General features: G+C 70.5%; 12 protein-coding genes. 6 read left to right on the top strand and 6 right to left on the bottom strand.

Translation table 11 applies throughout. The features are described 5' to 3' along the window. Window positions 1-7 precede the first annotated feature (7 nt). Window positions 8-1036 carry a rod shape-determining protein gene (gene mreB, locus ABD235_RS00540; RefSeq protein WP_344167547.1) on the bottom strand — a complete coding sequence of 343 codons (1029 nt, stop codon included), beginning with the start codon at window positions 1034-1036 and terminating at the stop codon, window positions 8-10. A gap of 442 nt (window positions 1037-1478) precedes the next feature. Here mreB and ABD235_RS00535 point away from each other — a divergent pair, with 442 nt between their 5' ends. From ABD235_RS00535 to ABD235_RS00525, 3 genes are all read left to right on the top strand, one after another. Then, the gene (locus tag ABD235_RS00535) at window positions 1479-4184 is read left to right on the top strand and encodes an AfsR/SARP family transcriptional regulator (protein ID WP_344167544.1); all 2706 of its coding nucleotides are present in this window, start codon (window positions 1479-1481) and stop codon (window positions 4182-4184) included. A 102-nt stretch (window positions 4185-4286) separates the two neighbouring features. Then, window positions 4287-5702 carry an MBOAT family O-acyltransferase gene (locus ABD235_RS00530; protein WP_344167541.1) on the top strand — a complete coding sequence of 472 codons (1416 nt, stop codon included), beginning with the start codon at window positions 4287-4289 and terminating at the stop codon, window positions 5700-5702. Between the two features lie 12 nt (window positions 5703-5714). Continuing rightward, window positions 5715-6803 carry an alginate O-acetyltransferase AlgX-related protein gene (locus ABD235_RS00525; protein ID WP_344167538.1) on the top strand — a complete coding sequence of 363 codons (1089 nt, stop codon included), beginning with the start codon at window positions 5715-5717 and terminating at the stop codon, window positions 6801-6803. Window positions 6804-6942: 139 nt separating this feature from the next. On the opposite strand, the gene ndk is transcribed toward ABD235_RS00525, so the two are convergent. From ndk to ABD235_RS00510, 3 genes are read right to left on the bottom strand one after another with little or no spacing between them, the layout of a single operon-like run. Beyond that, on the bottom strand, window positions 6943-7353 hold the full coding sequence (ndk, locus tag ABD235_RS00520; RefSeq protein ID WP_344167535.1) for a nucleoside-diphosphate kinase: 411 nt from the start codon (window positions 7351-7353) through the stop codon (window positions 6943-6945). 51 nt (window positions 7354-7404) lie between these two features. Next, complete coding sequence (locus ABD235_RS00515) at window positions 7405-7740, bottom strand: DUF4233 domain-containing protein (protein ID WP_344167532.1); 336 nt, start codon at window positions 7738-7740, stop codon at window positions 7405-7407. Continuing rightward, window positions 7737-9095, bottom strand: coding sequence for a bifunctional folylpolyglutamate synthase/dihydrofolate synthase (locus tag ABD235_RS00510; RefSeq protein ID WP_344167529.1), 1359 nt, complete (start codon window positions 9093-9095; stop codon window positions 7737-7739). The genes ABD235_RS00515 and ABD235_RS00510 overlap by 4 nt, the downstream gene beginning before the upstream one ends. Before the next feature lie 70 nt (window positions 9096-9165). On the opposite strand from ABD235_RS00510, the gene valS reads away from it, so the two are divergent. Further along, window positions 9166-11709 carry a valine--tRNA ligase gene (gene valS, locus ABD235_RS00505; protein WP_344167526.1) on the top strand — a complete coding sequence of 848 codons (2544 nt, stop codon included), beginning with the start codon at window positions 9166-9168 and terminating at the stop codon, window positions 11707-11709. A 66-nt stretch (window positions 11710-11775) separates the two neighbouring features. Here the strand turns inward: valS and ABD235_RS00500 are convergent, their stop codons facing one another. Beyond that, entirely contained in the window at window positions 11776-12708 is a 933-nt protein-coding gene (locus ABD235_RS00500) for an AraC family transcriptional regulator (protein ID WP_344167523.1), read from the bottom strand. Window positions 12709-12850: 142 nt separating this feature from the next. Here ABD235_RS00500 and ABD235_RS00495 point away from each other — a divergent pair, with 142 nt between their 5' ends. After that, complete coding sequence (locus ABD235_RS00495) at window positions 12851-13603, top strand: SDR family NAD(P)-dependent oxidoreductase (RefSeq protein WP_344167520.1); 753 nt, start codon at window positions 12851-12853, stop codon at window positions 13601-13603. A gap of 2554 nt (window positions 13604-16157) precedes the next feature. After that, entirely contained in the window at window positions 16158-16658 is a 501-nt protein-coding gene (locus ABD235_RS00490) for a hypothetical protein (RefSeq protein ID WP_344167517.1), read from the top strand. Between the two features lie 57 nt (window positions 16659-16715). Here ABD235_RS00490 and ABD235_RS00485 read toward each other — a convergent pair whose 3' ends face one another. Next, a complete protein-coding gene (locus tag ABD235_RS00485; protein WP_344167514.1) occupies window positions 16716-18440 on the bottom strand; it encodes an alpha/beta hydrolase in 1725 nt (574 codons plus the stop codon). Between the last annotated feature and the right edge of the window lie 156 nt (window positions 18441-18596).

The raw sequence follows: 18596 nt of genomic DNA, 5'->3' as shown, positions 1-18596 counted from the left end.
CCAGGGATCAGCGGCGGTTGTCGGTGACGAGGATGCGGTTCAGGGTCTCGATGTTGTCGACGCACTTGCCGGCACCGAGTACGACGGCGTCCAGCGGGTTCTCCGCGAGGTGGATCGGGATGCCGGTCTCGTGCCGCAGCCGCTCGTCCATGCCCTTGAGCAGCGCGCCGCCGCCGGTCAGCACGATGCCGCGGTCCACGATGTCACCGGCCAGCTCGGGCGGCGTCTTGTCCAGGGTCGCCTTGACCGCGTCGACGATCGCGGTGATCGGCTCCTCGATCGCCTGCCGGATGCTGGCCGAGGAGACCTTCACCGTGCGCGGCAGGCCGGACACCATGTCCCGGCCGCGGATCTCGGAGTCCGGGCCGTCGGCGGTCGGGAAGGCCGAGCCGATGGTCATCTTGATCTGCTCGGAGGTGGCCTCGCCGAGCATCAGCGAGTACTCCTTCTTGCAGTAGTTCACGACCGCCTTGTCGATGGCGTCGCCGGCCACCCGGATCGACTGGCTGGTGACGATGCCGCCGAAGGAGATGACCGCGACCTCGGTGGTCCCGCCGCCGATGTCGACCACCATGTTGCCGGTGGCGTCGCGGACCTCGAGGTTCGAGCCGAGCGCGGCGGCCATCGGCTCCTCGATGATGTAGACCTTGCGGGCGCCGGCCATGTACCCGGCGTCGCGGACCGCGCGCTGCTCGACCGCGGTGATCCCGGACGGCACGCAGACCACGATCCGCGGCTTGGCGAAGTACCGCCGGCGGTGCACGCGCTGGATGAAGTAGCGCAGCATCTGCTCGGCGGCGTCGAAGTCGGCGATCACGCCGTCCTTGAGCGGGCGGATCGCGGTGATGTTGCCCGGCGTCCGGCCGATCATCTTCTTCGCCTCCTGACCGAAGGCGACCGCCTCACGCGGCTCGTCGGTCCGGATCGCGACCACGGAGGGTTCGTTCAGCACGACGCCACGACCCCGGACGTACACCAGGGTGTTCGCCGTACCGAGGTCGACCGCCATGTCTCGGCCGAGCATGCTGTTCGCCATGCAGGCCCCCTCCCGCCGCTCGGGTCCCGGGTTCTCAGGCTAAGCGCGGACCAAGCGCCACCCAGGGACCGACACGACTCCGTCCGTCCAGCACGCATGGTATCCGCACTCTCACTCCCGGCCAGCACGCGGGGCGAACCTGTGGACAACGGCGTACACCCCGCCGGTACGCCGTACCCGCCCCCCGCCGTACGGCGGCCCGAAGCCCCGCCGCACGCCGGCCCGGGTGGTGCCGCCGGCAACGACCGGCGGCACCACGCGCCCCCAGATCTCGCCCCTCCCCTGACGGGCGAGCGCTCCTCCCTACAGGCGCGGCGAGGCGCTCCGGCGGCGGCCGCGGGGGCCGGCGCGCGAAGACTCCTCGCCCGGCGAGCATGCCGGTTGGCGCATTCATGACGCTTTCTCCGCGCTTTCACGCCCGCGCGGGGGTCACAATGGCGCCATGGAATTCCGGCTGCTCGGTCCGGTGGAGGTCCTCGACGACTCCGGCCGGCGGATCGAGCTGGCCGCGAACCGGCTCCGCGTGCTGCTGGCCACCCTGCTCCTGCAGCCCAACCGGGTGGTCGCCGGTCAGGAGCTGATGGACACGCTGTGGGAGGAGGACCTCCCCGCGCGGCCGCGCGCCGCCCTGCAGACCTACATGTCCCGCCTGCGCACTCTGCTGGGTCGCCCGCTCATCCGGACCGAGGCAGCGGGCTACGTCATCACCGTCGACCCGGCCGAGATCGATGTGACTCGCTTCCGCGACCTGGTCGAGGCCAGTACGAGTGCTGCCGATCCTGACGAGCGCATGCGACTGCTGACCGAGTCGCTCGACCTGTGGCGTGGTGAGCCGCTCGCAGGCCTGGCAGCGGGCGCTCTGATCCGTGACGCCGTCCCCGCCCTCACCGAGGAGCGCCTGCGCGCGACCGAGCTCCTCCTCACTGCCCGGCTCGAGCAAGGGGACCAGATCAGCTCGGAGCTGCGCAGCCTGATCAGCCGCTACCCGCTGCGCGAGTCCCTGTGGGCCCTGCTCATGCAGAGCCAGATCAGGGCGGGTCAGCCGGCGGACGCCCTGGCCACTTACAGCGAGGCCTCCAGGCATCTGGCCGAGGAGCTGGGCCTGGACCCCGGTCCAGCGCTCCGCCGCCTCCACCGGGCAGTACTCGCTGCAGACGTCCGACCAGCCCGTACGACGCACCAAGCGGTCCCACGTCAGCTACCCGCTGTCGGACGCGCCTTCATCGGCCGGCAGCAGGAACTGGAGGCGCTCGACCGGGCCCTGCTGAGCCCGACCGGCTCGATCGCGGTCATCTCCGGCACTGCCGGGGTCGGCAAGACCGCCCTGGCCGTCCAGTGGGCCGAGCGCGCCGACTTCCCGGACGGCCAGCTGTACGTGAACCTGCGCGGCTTCGACCCCTCCGGCGAGCTGGTCGACCCCGCTGACGCCATCCGCGGCTTCCTCGACGCCCTGCAACCGGTGCCCGGCCGCATCCCCGCGGGCGAGGCTGCGCAGTCCGCGCTCTACCGGACCCTCCTCAAAGACCGCCGGATGCTGATCGTGCTGGACAACGCCCGCAGCGCCGCGCAGGTCCGCCCACTGCTGCCAGGCGGCAACACCTGCCGAGTCCTGGTGACCAGTCGCGACGCCCTGCCCGGTCTGCTGGCCACGGAAGGAGCTGCCCCGATCAACCTCGACCTGATGAGCTGGGACCAGGCCGCGGCGCTCCTGGAAGGCGCACTCGGCAGCGACCGTCTGCAGGCCGAGCCGGACGCAGTACAGGAGCTCATCGACCTGGCAGCCCGGCTCCCACTCGCCCTGTCGCTCGTCGCGGCCCATGCTGCCGCTCACCCGACCTGGTCGCTCGCAGCGGTCGCCACCGACCTGCGGCGTACCAGGCAGGGGTTGGACGCCTTCGCCGGGGAGGACGAGGCGACCGACCTCCGCGCGGTCTTCTCCTGGTCGTACCAGCTCGTCAAAGTGTCCTCCGCCCAGGTGTTCAAGCTGTACGGCGCTCATCCCGGCCCGGACCTCTCCGTCGACGCCGCAGCCGCACTGGCGGGTACGACGCCCGACCGCGTCGCCCCTTGCCTGGACGAGCTGGAGCGGGCCCACCTCCTCACCCAGCACTCCCCCGGGCGCTACTGCGCCCACGACCTGCTCCGCACCTACGCGACCGAGCTTGCCGCGGAGGAGCGCGCTCCGCTGCACCGGCTGCTCGACTACTACCTCCGTACGGCGGACGCCGGCGACCAATGGCTTCGCCCGCACCGCGACCCGGACGACCTGCCCGAGCCCGCCGGTACGCCGTACGCGCTGAGCTTCGGCGGCTACCAGGAGGCGTTCGACTGGTTCGAGCAGGAGTGCCCGAACCTGGTCGCCCTGGTCGAGCACGCCGTACGCCGTGACTACGACGGGCACGCGACACACCTGGCCCGAACCATGACCGGGTACCTGGAGCGCCGCGGACTCTGGAACACCTGGGTCGACGTGATGGGTACGGCGGTCTACGCCTGCGAGCGGTCCGGCGACGCGGCCGCCCAGGTGATGGCCCGGCGCTACCGTGCTCACGCTCTGGCCCGCCAGCAGCGACTCCCCGAGGCGCAGTCCGAGGCAGAGCGCGCACTGGACCTGGCCAAGGGCGATCCGGTCGCCCAGGCCTGGTGCGAACGCATGCTGGCCTTCGTACTGGCTCAGCAGGACCGGCTGAAGGAGTCCTACGAGCACGACCTCGTCGCGTCCGACCTGTTCAAGGCAGCTGGCCACCGGACGGGCCAGGCCCTCGCGCTGAACTCACTGGGCCTGCTGCACGCCAACACCTTCGGCGAGTACGAGCTGGCGCTGCAGTACTGCCAACAGGCCCAGCGGCTCTACCAGCAGGTCGACCACAAGCTCGGCGAGGCCGCCACGTGGGACCACCTCGGCTACACGTATCGCTGCCAGACGGCGTACGGCGAAGCCATCGCCTGCTACCGCAGGGCTTTGTCGCTCTACCGCGAGCTGAACGACCTCTACTACCAGGCGCTGATGCTGCAGAACCTGGGCGACGTCCACCGGGAGCTCGGCGACCAGTCCGCCGCCCGCAGCTCCTGGCAGTCGGCCCTGACGCTGCTGACCGACCTGGACCACCCCACGGCCGACGACCTCCACGCCAGGCTGAGCTCGTAACCAACCGCCCTCCCGGAGCATCTAGCGGGTAAGGGGCGTCTTCCGACAGCTCCCACCCGTATCCATCGGTGCCGCCGCTGTCGACCTGGGGGGAGATCAGCCATGTCCTTCGCCGCTCCGCTCTTCCTGTGGTACTTCCTGCCCGCGGTGCTGCTGGCGAGCTGGATCCTGCCGCACCGGGCCCGCAACGGCGTGCTCGCGGTCTTCTCGCTCGGCTTCTACGCGGTCGGCGGGAAGGAGTTCGTGCTGCTCCTGCTCGCGCTGATCGCGGTCAACTACACCGCGGGGTTGGCGATCGGGGCCCTGCCGATGCGACGCCGGAAGGCCGTCGTCGTGGCGACGGTCGCCGCCGACCTCGCCGTACTGGCGGTCTGGAAGTACGCCGGCTTCGCCTCGACCGCCGCGCACTCGATCGCGCAGGGGCTGGGGCTCGGCGACCCCCGGATCATCAGCCTGGCGCTGCCGATCGGGATCAGCTTCTTCACCTTCCACCACCTCTCGTACGTCGTCGACGTCTACCGCGGCGTCCGGCTGCCGATGCGCAACCCGCTGACCTTCGTCACCTACATCGCGATGTTCCCGCAGCTGGTGGCCGGGCCGATCGTGCGCTACCACGAGATCGCCGACCAGCTCCGGGAGTCGCAGCGCGACCGGTTCGCCGACTTCGCCGAGGGGTTCCCGCGGTTCGCCTGGGGCCTGTTCAAGAAGGTGGTGATCGCGGACTCGCTGGCTCCGCTGGCCGATGCGGCCTTCGCCGGCAGCGATCCGTCGACGGCGACGGCGTGGATCGGCGCGCTCGCGTACACCGGTCAGATCTACTTCGACTTCTCCGGGTACTCCGACATGGCGATCGGGCTCGGCATGATGTTCGGCCTGCGGCTGCCGGAGAACTTCGCCCGGCCGTACTCCGCGATCTCGGTGACCGACTTCTGGCGCCGCTGGCACCAGTCGCTGTCACGGTGGTTCCGCGACTACCTGTACGTGCCGCTCGGCGGCAACCGCGGCGGGACGTTCCGCACGTACCGGAATCTCAGCATCGTCTTCCTGGTCACCGGTCTGTGGCACGGCGCCGCATGGACGTTCGTGGTCTGGGGCGCGTTCCACGGGCTGCTGCTGATCGTCGAGCGCGCGACCGGGCTCGGCCGCTCCGACCGCTGGGCCGCGCCGCGGCGTGCGATCACCTTCCTGCTGGTCGTCTTCGGCTGGGTGCTGTTCCGGGCCGAGTCGTTGCCCGCCGCCGGAAAGATGCTGCAGGCAATGGTTGTCCCCACGAGTTGGACCCTCGCACCCGATGTCGCCGTCCTGCTGTCCGGGCACCGGATCGCGCTGCTCGTCCTGGTGCTCGCGACGGTGTTGCTCCCGGCAACGTGGGTGACCGGCCGGGTGATCGACGGGCTCCAGGAGGCGCCGGTCTGGGCCCGGCGGTCGGTCAAGGTCGTCGCGCTGGTGCTCACGCCGTACGCCGGGATCGTGGCGGTGGCCGGGACGTTCAGCCCGTTCTTGTACTTCCAGTTCTGACAGGGGGATGCGGTGAAGCGAGGTCAGGTGGTCGCGGGAATGGTCGCGCTGGTGTTCGTGTTCGGGCCGGCCTTCGGGTACGTCGTGGGGTTCCGGCAGGCGCCGGTGGACAACCGCGCGATCGCGCCCGCGCCGTCGGCGTCGGCCGGGTGGGGCGCCCTGGACGCCGTGGGGCCGTGGGCCTCGGACCGGCTGGCGGGGCGGTCCACTGCCGTCCGCGGGAAGTCGTGGTTCGACTTCCACGTGCTCCGCGAGCTGCCGGCGTCGGGCAAGGTCGTTCGGGGACCTAACGGTTATCTCTTCCTCGGCGAGGACTTCACCAAGGCGTGCCAGCAGACTCCGGGCTTCCGGCAGGGACTCGACGGGCTCGCGGCGCTGGCCGACGTGATCGAGCGGTCCGGGCGGAAGGTCGTCATCACTGTGGGGCCGAACAAGTCGTCGGTGGTGGAGCCGCCGTCCGTCGTACCGGACGGGCAATGTGCGCTGGACGGGATCGCTGAGCAGAACCGGATCCTCGATGCGTACGAGCACCCGGCGTGGCTCGGGTTACGGCAGGAGCTGACCCGGTCGCAGACCTACTGGCGGACGGACTCGCACTGGTCAGGAGCGGGCTCCGCGGTCTTCGCGAAGGCGCTGGCGGCGAAGCTGAAGCTGCAGGCCCGCCTCACCACCACACCGGACCAGGTGACCAAGACAGCCGACCTGAACGTGCTGCTCGGGCTGACCGCTACCGAGACGCCGCCGTCGCTGCAGGTCTCGACCGGTACGACGGTGACGCCGCAGCCGGGCTACGCGGCGTACGACCCGACGAAGGTCCTGTACGGCGTGGAGCGGTGGAAGACCACTCCGGCGACCGGCCTGATCGGCGGGAAGTCGGTGATCATCGGCGACTCGTTCAGCTACTTCGCACTGGGCAACCTGCGGCCGCTGTTCGCCGACGGGACGTTCCTGTGGACCGGGCACGTCAGCGAGGCGGAACTGATCGCGGCGATCAAGGGCGCCGACACGGTGGTGATCCAGATCGTCCAGCGGTCGATCACGCCGGGGCACGTGTTCGCGACCAAGGCGTTCCGGGACAAGGTCGCGGCGGCACTGCGCTGACGGACTCCGGGGGCGATTTGATGGGTCAACCCGTCAAATGGCCCGTTGGCCCACCGAATTTCCGTGGTCCAACCGGCCAACTGGTGGGTTCACCCACCAAATGCTCACGGCCGGCTGTACGTCGTACCGGCGGGCGTGATCAGGGCAGGTCGGGGAACCAGATCTTGATCTCGCGCTCGGCCGACTCCGGCGAGTCCGAGCCGTGCACCAGGTTCTCGCGGTTGGACAGCGAGTGGTCGCCGCGGATCGTGCCGGGGGCGGCCTTGCGGCCGTCGGTGGCGCCGTTCAGCGCGCGGACGACCTCGATCGCCTCGTCGCCCTCGAGCACCAGCGCGACCAGCGGGCCGCTGGTGACGAACGTGCGCAGCGGCGGGTAGAAGTCGCGCTCGACGTGCTCGGCGTAGTGCTGGTCGGCCGTCTCGCCGTCGATCGTGCGCAGCTCCATCGCCACGATCGACAGCCCCTTGGCCTCGAAGCGGCCGAGGATCTCCCCGACCAGGCCGCGGCGTACGGTGTCGGGCTTCAGCAGGACGAGGGTGCGCTGCGACATGTCACTCTTCTCTTTCTCGAAGGCTGCTACGAAAGTCTCGGGCCGCCGAGCCTAACCGGCGGCCCGGGCCTGCGCGGCCTTGGCCTCTTCGATCCGGCGGCCGAGCACGATCGCCATCACCCAGAAGCCCGCGAAGGCCAGACCGAGCACGAACATCACCGGTACGACGAAACCGAGGCCGACCGCGCCGACCTGGACCACCCAGCCGAGCCCGTAGCCGACGCGGTTGCGCAGGAGGCCGGCCGCGACGAGCGCCAGGACCGCGAGCCCCAGGCACAACGGCAGCGCCGTACCGGCGTCGACGTCGGCGACCGAGATCATCACCGGGGTCGCCAGCGCGAGCACGATCGACTCGAAGGCGAGCACGATCGACGCCAGCGACCTCATCGGTTGGCTTCCTTCGGCTTGCGGACCAGCAGCTTGCGGGCCTCACCGGCGGTGATCACCGAACCGGTGATCAGGACGCCGCCGCTGCCGAACGCGATCGCGTCCTGCTCGGCCAGCCGCAGCGCTTCGTCGATCGCGTCGACCAGGTGCGGCTTGACGACGACCCGGTCCTCGCCGAACACCTCGGCGGCGATCTCGCCGAGCTCCTCGGCCGGCATCGAGCGTTCGAACGAGTTCCGGGTGACGACGACCGTCTCCATGATCGGCTCGTACGCCTCGAGCACGCCGTACACGTCCTTGTCCTTCATCACGCCGATCACGCCGATCAGCGGGTTGAAGGCGAACGCCTCGGACATCGTGGCCGCGGTCGCCTCGGCGCCGTGCGGGTTGTGCGCGGCGTCGACGATCACGGTCGGACCGGTCCGGACGACCTCCATCCGGCCCGGTGACGTGGTCTCGGCGAAACCGGCCTGGACCACCTCCGCGGTGACGCGGCCCTCGGTCTGCTCGGTCGCGCCCAGCAGCGCCTCGACGGCGGCCAGCGCGGTCGCGGCGTTGTGCGCCTGGTACTCACCGTGCAGCGGCAGGAAGATCTCCTCGTACTCCGCCGCGAGGCCCTTGATCGAGATCAGCTGCCCGCCGACCGCGACCGTCCGGCTGGTGACGCCGAACTCCAGGCCCTCGCGCGCGACCTGCGCGCCGACCTGGTTGGCCCGGCGCTGCAGGACCTCCAGTACGTCGAGGCTCTGCTGCGCGATCACCGCCGTACCGCCCTGCTTGATGATCCCGGACTTCTCGCCGGCGATCGTGACCGGATCCGAGCCGAGGATGTGCGCGTGGTCGACCGCGATCGGAGTGATCACCGAGACGACGCCGTCGGCGACGTTGGTCGCGTCCCAGGTGCCGCCCAGGCCGACCTCGATGATCGCGACGTCGACGGGCGCGTCGGCGAAGACGGCGTACGCCATCGCGGTGATCACCTCGAAGAACGACAGCGGGTGCTCCTGCTCGGAGTCCACGACGTCCAGGTACGGCGCGATCTCGGCGTAGGCCTCGACGAACTGCTGCTCGCCGATCGGCTCGCCGTTCAGCGTGATCCGCTCGCGGACCGATTCCAGGTGCGGGCTGGTGAACCGGCCGGTCCGCAGCCCCGCCTCGCGCAGCAGGGAGTCGATCATCCGCGCGGTGGAGGTCTTGCCGTTGGTTCCGGTCAGGTGCACGACCGGGTAGGTCTTCTGCGGGTCGCCGAGCAGCTCGGTGAGCCGCCGGACGCGGTCCAGCGTGGGATCCATCTTCGTCTCCGGCCACCGGGCCTGGAGTTTCGCCGACACTTCGGCGTACGTGAGGTCGCTCATCAGGAGCCCAGTCTAGGGCGCTGTGGATATCCGGTTAGAGCATCCCTTGACAACCACTACGATTGTGCGCATGACCGAGATCTCCCGCGTTCCCGACAAGCCCACCCTCGAAGGCCTCGAGGAGAAGTGGGCTGCGGTATGGAAGGAACAGGAGACCTACGCCTTCGACCGGACGGCCGAGCGGGCCGACGTCTACTCGATCGACACCCCGCCGCCGACCGTGTCCGGATCGCTGCACGTCGGTCACATCTTCAGCTACACCCACACCGACCTGGTCGCCCGCTTCCAGCGGATGCGCGGCAAGAAGGTCTTCTACCCGATCGGCTGGGACGACAACGGCCTGCCCACCGAGCGCCGCGTCCAGAACTACTACGGCGTCCGGTGCGACCCGTCGCTGCCCTACGACCCCGACTTCACGCCGCCGGCCAAGCCGGACCCGAAGAAGCAGGTCTCGATCAGCCGGCAGAACTTCGTCGACCTGTGCGGCGAGCTGACCCACATCGACGAGCAGGCGTTCGAGGCGATGTGGCGGCAGGTCGGCCTGAGCGTCGACTGGTCGTACCTGTACACGACGATCTCGGAAGACTCGCGCCGGACGTCGCAGCGCGCTTTCCTGCGCAACTTCGCCCGCGGTGAGGCCTACCTGGCCGAGGCGCCGACGATGTGGGACGTCACGTTCCAGACCGCCGTCGCCCAGGCCGAGCTCGAGGCCCGCGACTACCCGGGCGCCTTCCACCGGATCGCCTTCCACGGTGCCGACGGCCCGATCTACATCGAGACCACCCGGCCCGAGCTGATCCCGGCCTGTGTCGCGCTGATCGCCCATCCCGACGACGAGCGCTACAAGCACCTGTTCGGTACGACGGTCCGCTCGCCGCTGTTCGGCGTCGAGATCCCCGTCCTGGCCCACGAGGCGGCCGAGCCGGACAAGGGTGCCGGCATCGCGATGTGCTGCACCTTCGGTGACCTCACCGACGTCCAGTGGTGGCGCGAGCTGCAGCTCCCGGTCCGCACGGTGATCGGCCGCGACGGCCGGCTGCTGCGGGACACCCCGGAGTGGCTCGCCGGTTCCGAGCTGTACGCCGAGCTGGCCGGCAAGACCGTCTTCAGCGCCCGCGAGCTGATCGTCGCCAAGCTGCGCGACAGCGGCGACCTGGACGGCGAGCCCCAGCCGACGAAGCGGATGGCGAACTTCTTCGAGAAGGGCGACAAGCCGCTCGAAATCGTCTCCACCCGCCAGTGGTACATCCGCAACGGTGGCCGCGACGCGGACCTGAAGGCCGAGTTCATCGAGCGCGGCAACGAGCTCGGCTGGGTCCCCGAGCACATGAAGCACCGCTACCTGAACTGGGTCAACGGGCTGAACGGTGACTGGCTGATCTCGCGGCAGCGCTTCTTCGGCGTCCCGTTCCCGGTCTGGTACCCGATCGGCCACGACGGCGAGCCGGACTACGACCACCCGCTGATGCCGAGCGAGGCCGAGCTGCCGATCGACCCGACCTCGCAGTGCCCGCGCGGGTACGACGAGTCCCAGCGTGGCAAGCCCGGCGGGTTCGAGGCCGACCCCGACGTGATGGACACCTGGGCGACCTCGTCGCTGACGCCGCACATCGTCTGCGGCTGGGAGCGCGACAACGACCTGTTCGAGCGCACCTTCCCGATGGACCTGAACACGCACGCGCACGAGATCATCCGCACCTGGCTGTTCTCCCGCGTCGTCCGGGCCCACTTCGAGAACGGCACCCTGCCGTGGGCGCGGTCGATGATCTCCGGTTTCGTCGTCGACCCCGACCGCAAGAAGATGTCGAAGTCCAAGGGCAACGCGATCGTGCCGTCGGAGATCCTCGACAAGTACGGCTCGGACGCGGTCCGCTGGCGCGCCGCGATGGCCCGGCCGGGGCTGGACTCGCCGTTCGACGAGTCGCAGATGAAGGTCGGCCGGCGGCTGGCGATCAAGGTCCTGAACGCGTCGAAGTTCGTGCTCGGCTTCGGGGCGACGTCCGCGGACGCGTCGGCCGTCACCGAGCCGGTCGACCTGGCGATGCTGCAGAAGCTGCGCCTGACCGTCGCGGAGGCGACCGCGGCGTTCGAGCGCTACGACTACACCGGTGCGCTGGAGGTCAGCGAGCGGTTCTTCTGGACCTTCTGCGACGACTACGTCGAGCTGGTCAAGGAGCGCGCGTACGGCGGTCAGGGCGAGGCCGCGGCCAACTCGGCGAAGGCCGCGCTGGCCGTCGCCCTGTCGGTCCAGCTGCGACTGCTCGCGCCGTACCTGCCGTTCGCGACCGAAGAGGTCTGGTCGTGGTGGCAGGAGGGTTCGATCCACACCAGCAGCTGGCCGGTCGCCGACGTCGACATCGCGGTCGCCGAGCAGGACCCGGCCGTCCTGGACGCGGTCTCCGAGGTGCTGGCCGGCATCCGCGGCGCCAAGTCCACCGCCCAGGTCTCGATGAAGACCGAAGTCAGCAAGGCCGAGGTCACCGGCCCGGCTAGCCGCCTGACCCTGGCCGAACGCGCCGAGAACGACCTCCGCGCCGCCGGCCGGATCACCGGCGAGATCCTCTGGAGCCCCGAGGACACCGCCGAGTCCGTCTCCGTCGTCGCAACGCTCTGACCTCTGCCCGGGCGATCGGCAGCCGACTGCTGCCGATCGCCTCTCGGGTTGGTGGTCTTGGTGTGCTCAGCCCGCCTGGTCCGATCGGGTGGCTGCCAACGCCCGCGCCTCGTCCCGGAACGACCTGGGCGACGAACCGACCACGCGGCGGAACGCGGTGCTGAACGCGCTCTCGGACCGGTAGCCGGTGGCTCGGGCGAGCTCGGAGATCGACATCGTGTCGCGGGTGAGAGCGTCGCGGGCGAGGCTCATGCGCCACTGGATGAGGTATTCCAGGGGCGGGACGCCGACGTGGCTTCTGAAGGCCTGGGCGAACGCGGAACGCGACATGTGGCTGATCTCGGCGAGCTCCTTGAGGTTCCAGGAGTGGGCCACGTCCGCGTGCACGGCCCGCAGGGCGGCACCGATGCCGTCCTCGTTCAGCGCGCCCAGCCAGCCGGTCGGCCGGTCGGTCTGGCCGGCGTGAGCGCGAAGCATGTGCACGAGCAGGATCTGGGCGAGGTGGTTCTGCACCAGCGGGCCGCCGGCGGCGGCGATCCCGACCTCGGTGGCCAGGTGGTCGATCAACTGCCCGAGCCGGTGGCCGTGCGGATCGGCCGCGCGGACGATCACGAGCGGCGGCAGGAGATCGGTCAGCAGGGCCGCGTTCCGGTCGTCGAACGCGATGTGCCCGACGCAGAGGTAGAGGTCGTCCTCGGACTCCGGGCCGATCCACACCGTCCCGTGGTCGGCGCCCGCCAGAACCGGCGCCGCGGGGCGCGGGCTCGCGTCGAGGGTGCTGGCCAGCACGTACGGCGGCGGGTTGCCCAGCATGAAGGTGTCACCCTCCCGCAGGAACACCGGCTCGTGCCCTTCGAGAACCAGCCAGCACGTACCGCGGACCAAGCCGCCGATCCGCACGTGCAGGAACGGGTCGAAACGCAACGCCCACTCACCCACGGCCCGCAGCGTGGGCCCGATCACCGTGCGCGGCCTGAGCAGGCCGATCGCGTCAGCCATGGGATCCCGAAAACCGAGCACCGCCGACCCCTCTGGACGATACGTAAAGAACTCCGGACTTTGCATCATGGATCATACGTCGCTGCCCACGCAGACTCGATGGTGAACGGATCGACGTCGAGACAGTGATGGAGACACTCAGATGGGACAGCTGGAAGGCAAGACGGCAGTGGTCACCGGCGGCAGCACCGGTATCGGTCTGGCCACCGCCGTACGGTTGGCGGACGAGGGCGCGTACGTGTTCGTCACCGGGCGGCGCGAGGCCGAACTGGAGACCGCCGTCAAGACGATCGGCACGGACCGGGCGACGGGAGTGGCCGGTGACATCTCCGACCTGGCGGACCTGGACCGGCTCTACGACGCGGTCCGAGCGCGGGGACAAGGGCTGGATGTGCTCGTGGCGAACGCGGCGGTCGGAACGTTCGTGACGTTGGAGCAGACCACCGAGGAGCACTTCGACCAGACCTTCGGGGTCAACACCCGCGGCACGTTGTTCACCGTGCAGAAGGCGCTGCCGCTGCTCAACGACGGCGCCTCGGTGATCCTGACCGGCTCCACGGCAGCCGACCGCGGCATGGAGGCGTTCGGCGCGTACGCGGCGTCGAAGGCAGCCGTCCGCTCCTTCGCGCGAACCTGGTCCACCGAGCTCAAGGGCCGCGGCATCCGCGTCAACGTGGTCTCGCCGGCCTGGATCGAGACCCCTGGCGCCACCGCCGCCTTCGGCGACGAGGAGACCGCCCGGGCCATCAAGGAACAGGTCGTCGCGACCGTCCCCAAGGGCCGCTTGGGCCAGCCCGAGGAAGCCGCCGCGGTCGTGGCCTTCCTGGCTTCGGACCAGAGCAGCTACGTCGTCGGTGCGAACCTGTACGTCGACGGCGGCGAGAACCAGACCTAGGAACGCCGGCCGGTCCTGGACGGCGTGCTGGCCCAGCCGACCGGCGAGATCGTCTGGTGCCCCGAGTACACCGCCGAGGCCGTGATGGTCGTCGCGACCCTCTGAGCGATTTGTACGCCGCTGACGCCCGCCTCCACTCCCGGAGGCGGCGTCACGTGCTTGTCCCGAACGACTACGCTGCGAAGCCAGTCATCCTGATGTGGAACCATCGGCCCGACCCCAGGCCAGTCCGAAGGAGCAACCCGTGAGCGACGAGAACCAGCCCCCCACCCCGGCTGCCTCCGGTCCTGCGGACCAGCCCCCGAAGAAGACGCCGCGCCGGAGGACCACGAAGTCGACCTCCCGGGCGGCGAAGAAAGCCGCGCCGGAGTCCCCGGAGCTGCCGTTCGACGGGCCTGCGGCGGGGTCAGCGGGGTCGGAGGGGTCGACTGCTGGCGCGTCGGCGCCGAAGCCGCCCGCGGCGAAATCGACGACGGCGAAGCGGTCTCCCGCCTCGACCCGCAAGCCCGCCGCAGGTCGGAGTACGTCCGCCTCGAAAGCACCGGTTTCCCCGACTGCGTCGGTTCCGACCGCTGCCGACGCCCCGGACTCCCCCACCACTCCGGCGAGCACGTCTGTTGGGTCTCGAGCCGGGCAGACTCCCCTGCCGGCGCAGACCCCGATGCCTCCCCAGACGCCCATGCCTCCGCAGACTCCCCTCCGCCCGCAGTCGGCAAAGTCTGCCGACCAGGCGGCGACCTCCCGCAAGGACACCTCCTCGACCAGCGGGTCCACCTCCGGCGAAACTTCCAAGCCAGCGGAGGCGAGCTCCACAGGCGCCGCCTCCAACACGCCCACCGCTGACCCCGCTGGCAGCGCGACTGCTGGAGCGGGCGGGGCATCAGGTACCGCCACAGACTCCGACACCCCTGCTGCTACAAGTGCTGCAGCAGGTACAACGCTCGCAGGCGGAGCCGGCGCGACACCGCCCGCTGGTGCCGCCGAGCCTGAAGCCATCCGGCGACCGCCTGTAGCAGCACCTGCATCGAGTACACGTCCGACCGTCTCGGGAACTGCTGGGTCGACTGGCACCACGCTCGCCGGAGAACCTGCAGCGACGCCGCCAGCGAACTCATCAGACGCAGTACGCCGACCGCCTGTGGCAACGCCAGCGCCCAGAGCCTCCACCCCGGATGCTCGTACGACGCCGGCCTCCCCAGGAGCGCCGGAGTCCACAGGCACGACGCTCCCTGGCGGACCTGGCGCCACGCCTCCGACTGACGAAGGCGCGAACAACACGAGCGCATCCGCGGCGCCGACCGGCACCAACACCGCAGCGGGCCCTCCGGCTGGAACCCACCCCGCAGCAAGTGCCGCGGCCGCAACCAGTTCCGCATCGGGCGCCGCGGCTGGTACAGCCGGAGGCACAACGGCCGCGACTGGTACGGCTAGTCCTGTGGCCGCGGCTGGTCCGGGTAGTCCTACGAGCACGGCTGGCGCCGACAGCAAGGCGGGAACGGCCAGCGCGGCAGGCGCCGGCAGTGCAGGCAGCACTGCAGGTACAGGTGGCGCCGCAGGGCCCGCCGGCACAGGCACCGCTGTTGCAGGCAGCCCTGCAGCTACAAGCAGCGCCGCAGGGTCCGCCGCTCCAGGCAGCGCGTCCGGGGCCACTGGGACGAGCGACACAGCCCGCGCAGCTGGCCTAGGCAGCGCAGGCGCGGCCGGTGCTACCAGCGCGGGACCCGGTACAGCCTCGGGCTCAAGCACCGCCGGTACAAGCACCGCAGCGGGCGCAGGTAGCGCGGTCGGCGCAGGCAGCGCGGCAGGTGCGCCCGGTACGAGTGCCGCGGCGGGTCCGGCTAGGACTGGCAGCGCAGCGACTAGCGCGGGCGCAGACCCGGCCTCAAGCACCGCCGGTACAGGCACCCCAGCCAGCACAACGGGCGCGAGCAGCGCGATGGGCTCAGGCAGCACAACAGGCGCAGCTGGCACAGGCAGCACGGCAGGACCGGCCAGGACCGGCAGCGCAGCGACTAGCGCGGGCGCAGACCCGGCCTCAAGCACCGCCGGTACAGGCACCGCAGCCAGCGCAGCGGGCGCAGGTAGCGCAGCGGGCAAAGGTAGCGCGGTCGGCGCAGGCAGCGCGGCAGGTGCGACCGGTGCGAGTGCCGCGGCGGGCGCGGCTGGTGCGGCCAGCGCGGCGGGCGAGGCTCGTACGGGCACCGCAGGTGGCGCGGGTGGCGCGGGTGGCGCGAGCAGCGCGGGTGGCGCGCCCAGCGCGAGCACCGCGCCCAGCGCGAGCACCGCGCCCAGCGCGAGCACCGCGCCCAGCGCGAGCACCGCGCCCAGCGCGAAGATTACTGACAGTGCGCCCGGCGCGAAGGCCGCCGGTGGGGCTTCCACGGGACCCGCCGGAGCGGCGCCTGCTGGGCCTGCAGCAGCTGGTGCTGGGAAGGCTGCTGGCGGCTCGGCCGCAGGCTCCGGAGCGAACACAGACGGCCCGGCGACCAAGCCCGGCGGCGGCAAGACACCCCCGGGCGGCGGCCCCAAGCGGTCCTGGCGGCGGAACCCGTGGGTGACTGTCGGCGGCGTCGTGGTGGTTCTGCTGGTGCTGGCCTTGTTCGGGTACTTCGGCGGGCTGGGGCCGATGAGTCGGTTGAACACCGCGCGCGGGATCACCCCGCCGACTTCGCTGGCGGGGCTGGATCGGATCACCGATCCGGAGGTGCGGGATCAGCTGAAGCTGGATCAGACGCGGGAAGCCTTGAGCCGGATCAACGACGGGAAGCAGGCGACCGTCGAGGCGTACGGGGATCTGGACGGCGAGCGGATGTACGTCGTGATCGCGTTGCGCGGGAAGGTGGACATCGACAAGACGATCAGCGACTCGGGCGCGAAGCCGGATCAGGTGAAGCAGGTCGGCGCTTCGACGTGTGTCGCGTCGACGGACACGTTGCCGACGCAGTGCTACCGCGGATCGAACACGTTGACCGTGATCGTGCAGGCGGCGAACGACGGCGTGGGTGTCGACGACGTCGGGCCGGTTTCCGATGAGGCCTTCACTGCCATGAAGTGAAGAAAACAAGGAGAAAGCCGCCGGTCCCCATGCGACCGGCGGCTTCCCACCGAAGGGTTAGGACCCGAACGCCGCCAGCTTCAGCGCGGCATCCGCAGCCGCCGCACGCGACTTCGCGAGCGGAGTGAACGGCTTGTAGTCCTGCGTGCACGTCGACTCGTCGGCCGGCGCCTTCAGACGCACCAGGTAGTCGGTGATCTTCTGGTCAGCACACGCGCTGATCCCGATCGTGCCGTGACCGTAGCCCTCGACCGTGACCATCCGCGCGTCCGGGTACAGATCGGCGTACGGACGAGTGGCCTGGTACGGCGTCGCCGGATCGTGGCGCGTGCCGAAGACGAGGACCGGCGACTTGACCGCCAGGTTCCACGGGCCGAGGAACGCGTCGGTGTCGCGGACCGGCATGAACTCGCAGGCCAGGCCGACCCAGGCGCGCAGCGGGCCGAAGTGCTGGGCGCGACGGTTCGCGTCCGCGGCGAACTGCGGGTACGCGAGCGGCCGGCCGGACTGGTGCGCCTCGATGCACGGCTGGAGCCCGGCGCCGAGACCGCTGTACTCCTCCTGCCGCCGGTTCCACTCACCAAGCACCTTCCCAGCAACGGAAACAGCCGCAGCCGAGCGAGCAGCGGAGGCAGGCGCAGCGAGCTCGGCCAGTGTCGCGGCCAGGTCCGTCCAGGCCAGCGGCGAGTACAGGCTCTGGAAGATCAGGAACACGGCGGTCTGATAGCTCACCGTCATCGTCGTACCGTCCGGCAACGGAACCTCGGCGGGGTCCGTCTTCAACCGCTGCAGCAGCTTCTCCGCAACCGTCGCCGGATCACCCAGGGCCGCCAGCGCGCACCGCTCGGCGCCCGCCTTCTTGCACTCGGCAAGGAACTGCTGGTACGTGTCCCACGACCCCTCACCCTGCCGAAGCCGTACGCCGAGCGGCCGCCGATCGCCGTCCGAGCCGGTGTACCAGGAAGGCGACAGCGTCCCGTCGAGCACCAGCGCACGCACGTTGCCCGGGAAGAGCTTGGCGTACGTCGCGCCGAGGTACGTCCCGTACGAATACCCCACGTAGCTCAGCTTGCTGTCGCCGACCGCGCGCCGCAGCAGATCCATGTCGCGGGCAACGTTCGCCGTCGAGTAGTGCGTCAGCCGGTCCGGTGACGTGGTCATGCAGCCGACAGCCGCACGCAGCATCGCCCGCGTGTAGTCCTTGGTCTGCGCGGCGTTGATCGGGAACGGCTCGATGCCGGCGAACGCGGCGTTCTCCTCCGCTTCGGTCGGGAAGCAGGTGACTGGATCGGACTGGCCGACCCCGCGCGGGTCGAAGCCGAGAATGTCGAACTTCGCCCGCACCTCCGGCGTGTAGGCGATCTCGGCGGCCTGCTGCACGAAGCTGACGCCGGGTCCGCCAGGCCCGCCCGGGTTGGTGAACAGCGTCCCGATCCGCTGGCCCGAGGCAGGCAGCCGGGTCAGCGCGATCGTGGTCGTCGCGCCGCGCGGCCGGTCGTAGTCGGTCGGCACCTCGACCGACGCGCACTGGAACTTGGCCAGCGCCGGATCGGTGCCGCAGCTCTTCCACGCGATCTTCGGTACGGCGACGCGCGCGGCCTTCGCCGCCTCACGCCGTACGAGCGCCTCGTCGGCCGCCGAGCCCGACGAGGCCTGCGCGCTGGAGGCGGGCTGCGCGACGGGCTGCGCGACGGGCGCGGCCACGGCGGGCGCGAACGCGGCCGGTACGGCGACAGCGGCGACGACGGCCAGGGTCAGAGTGGTCCTCGTGGTTCTTCGCACGGTTCTCCCTCACTGGTGAACGGGCGCGAGCGGCACCCGTGCCAGAACGCTAAGCAAAACAGCCGTCCGCAGGCGTCCCCCCAAAGGCTTAGACCCACATCCACCTGGCGGATGGCGAACGGCGACGAGCCCCCGCACCGGTCGCGGTACTGAGCG

Origin of the sequence: Kribbella lupini, from assembly GCF_039529595.1 — a bacterium.
Taxonomy (GTDB): Bacteria; Actinomycetota; Actinomycetes; order Propionibacteriales; family Kribbellaceae; genus Kribbella; species Kribbella lupini.
The sequence above is the reverse complement of the archived record's forward strand: the minus strand, read 5'-3'. Positions and strand labels throughout refer to the sequence as shown.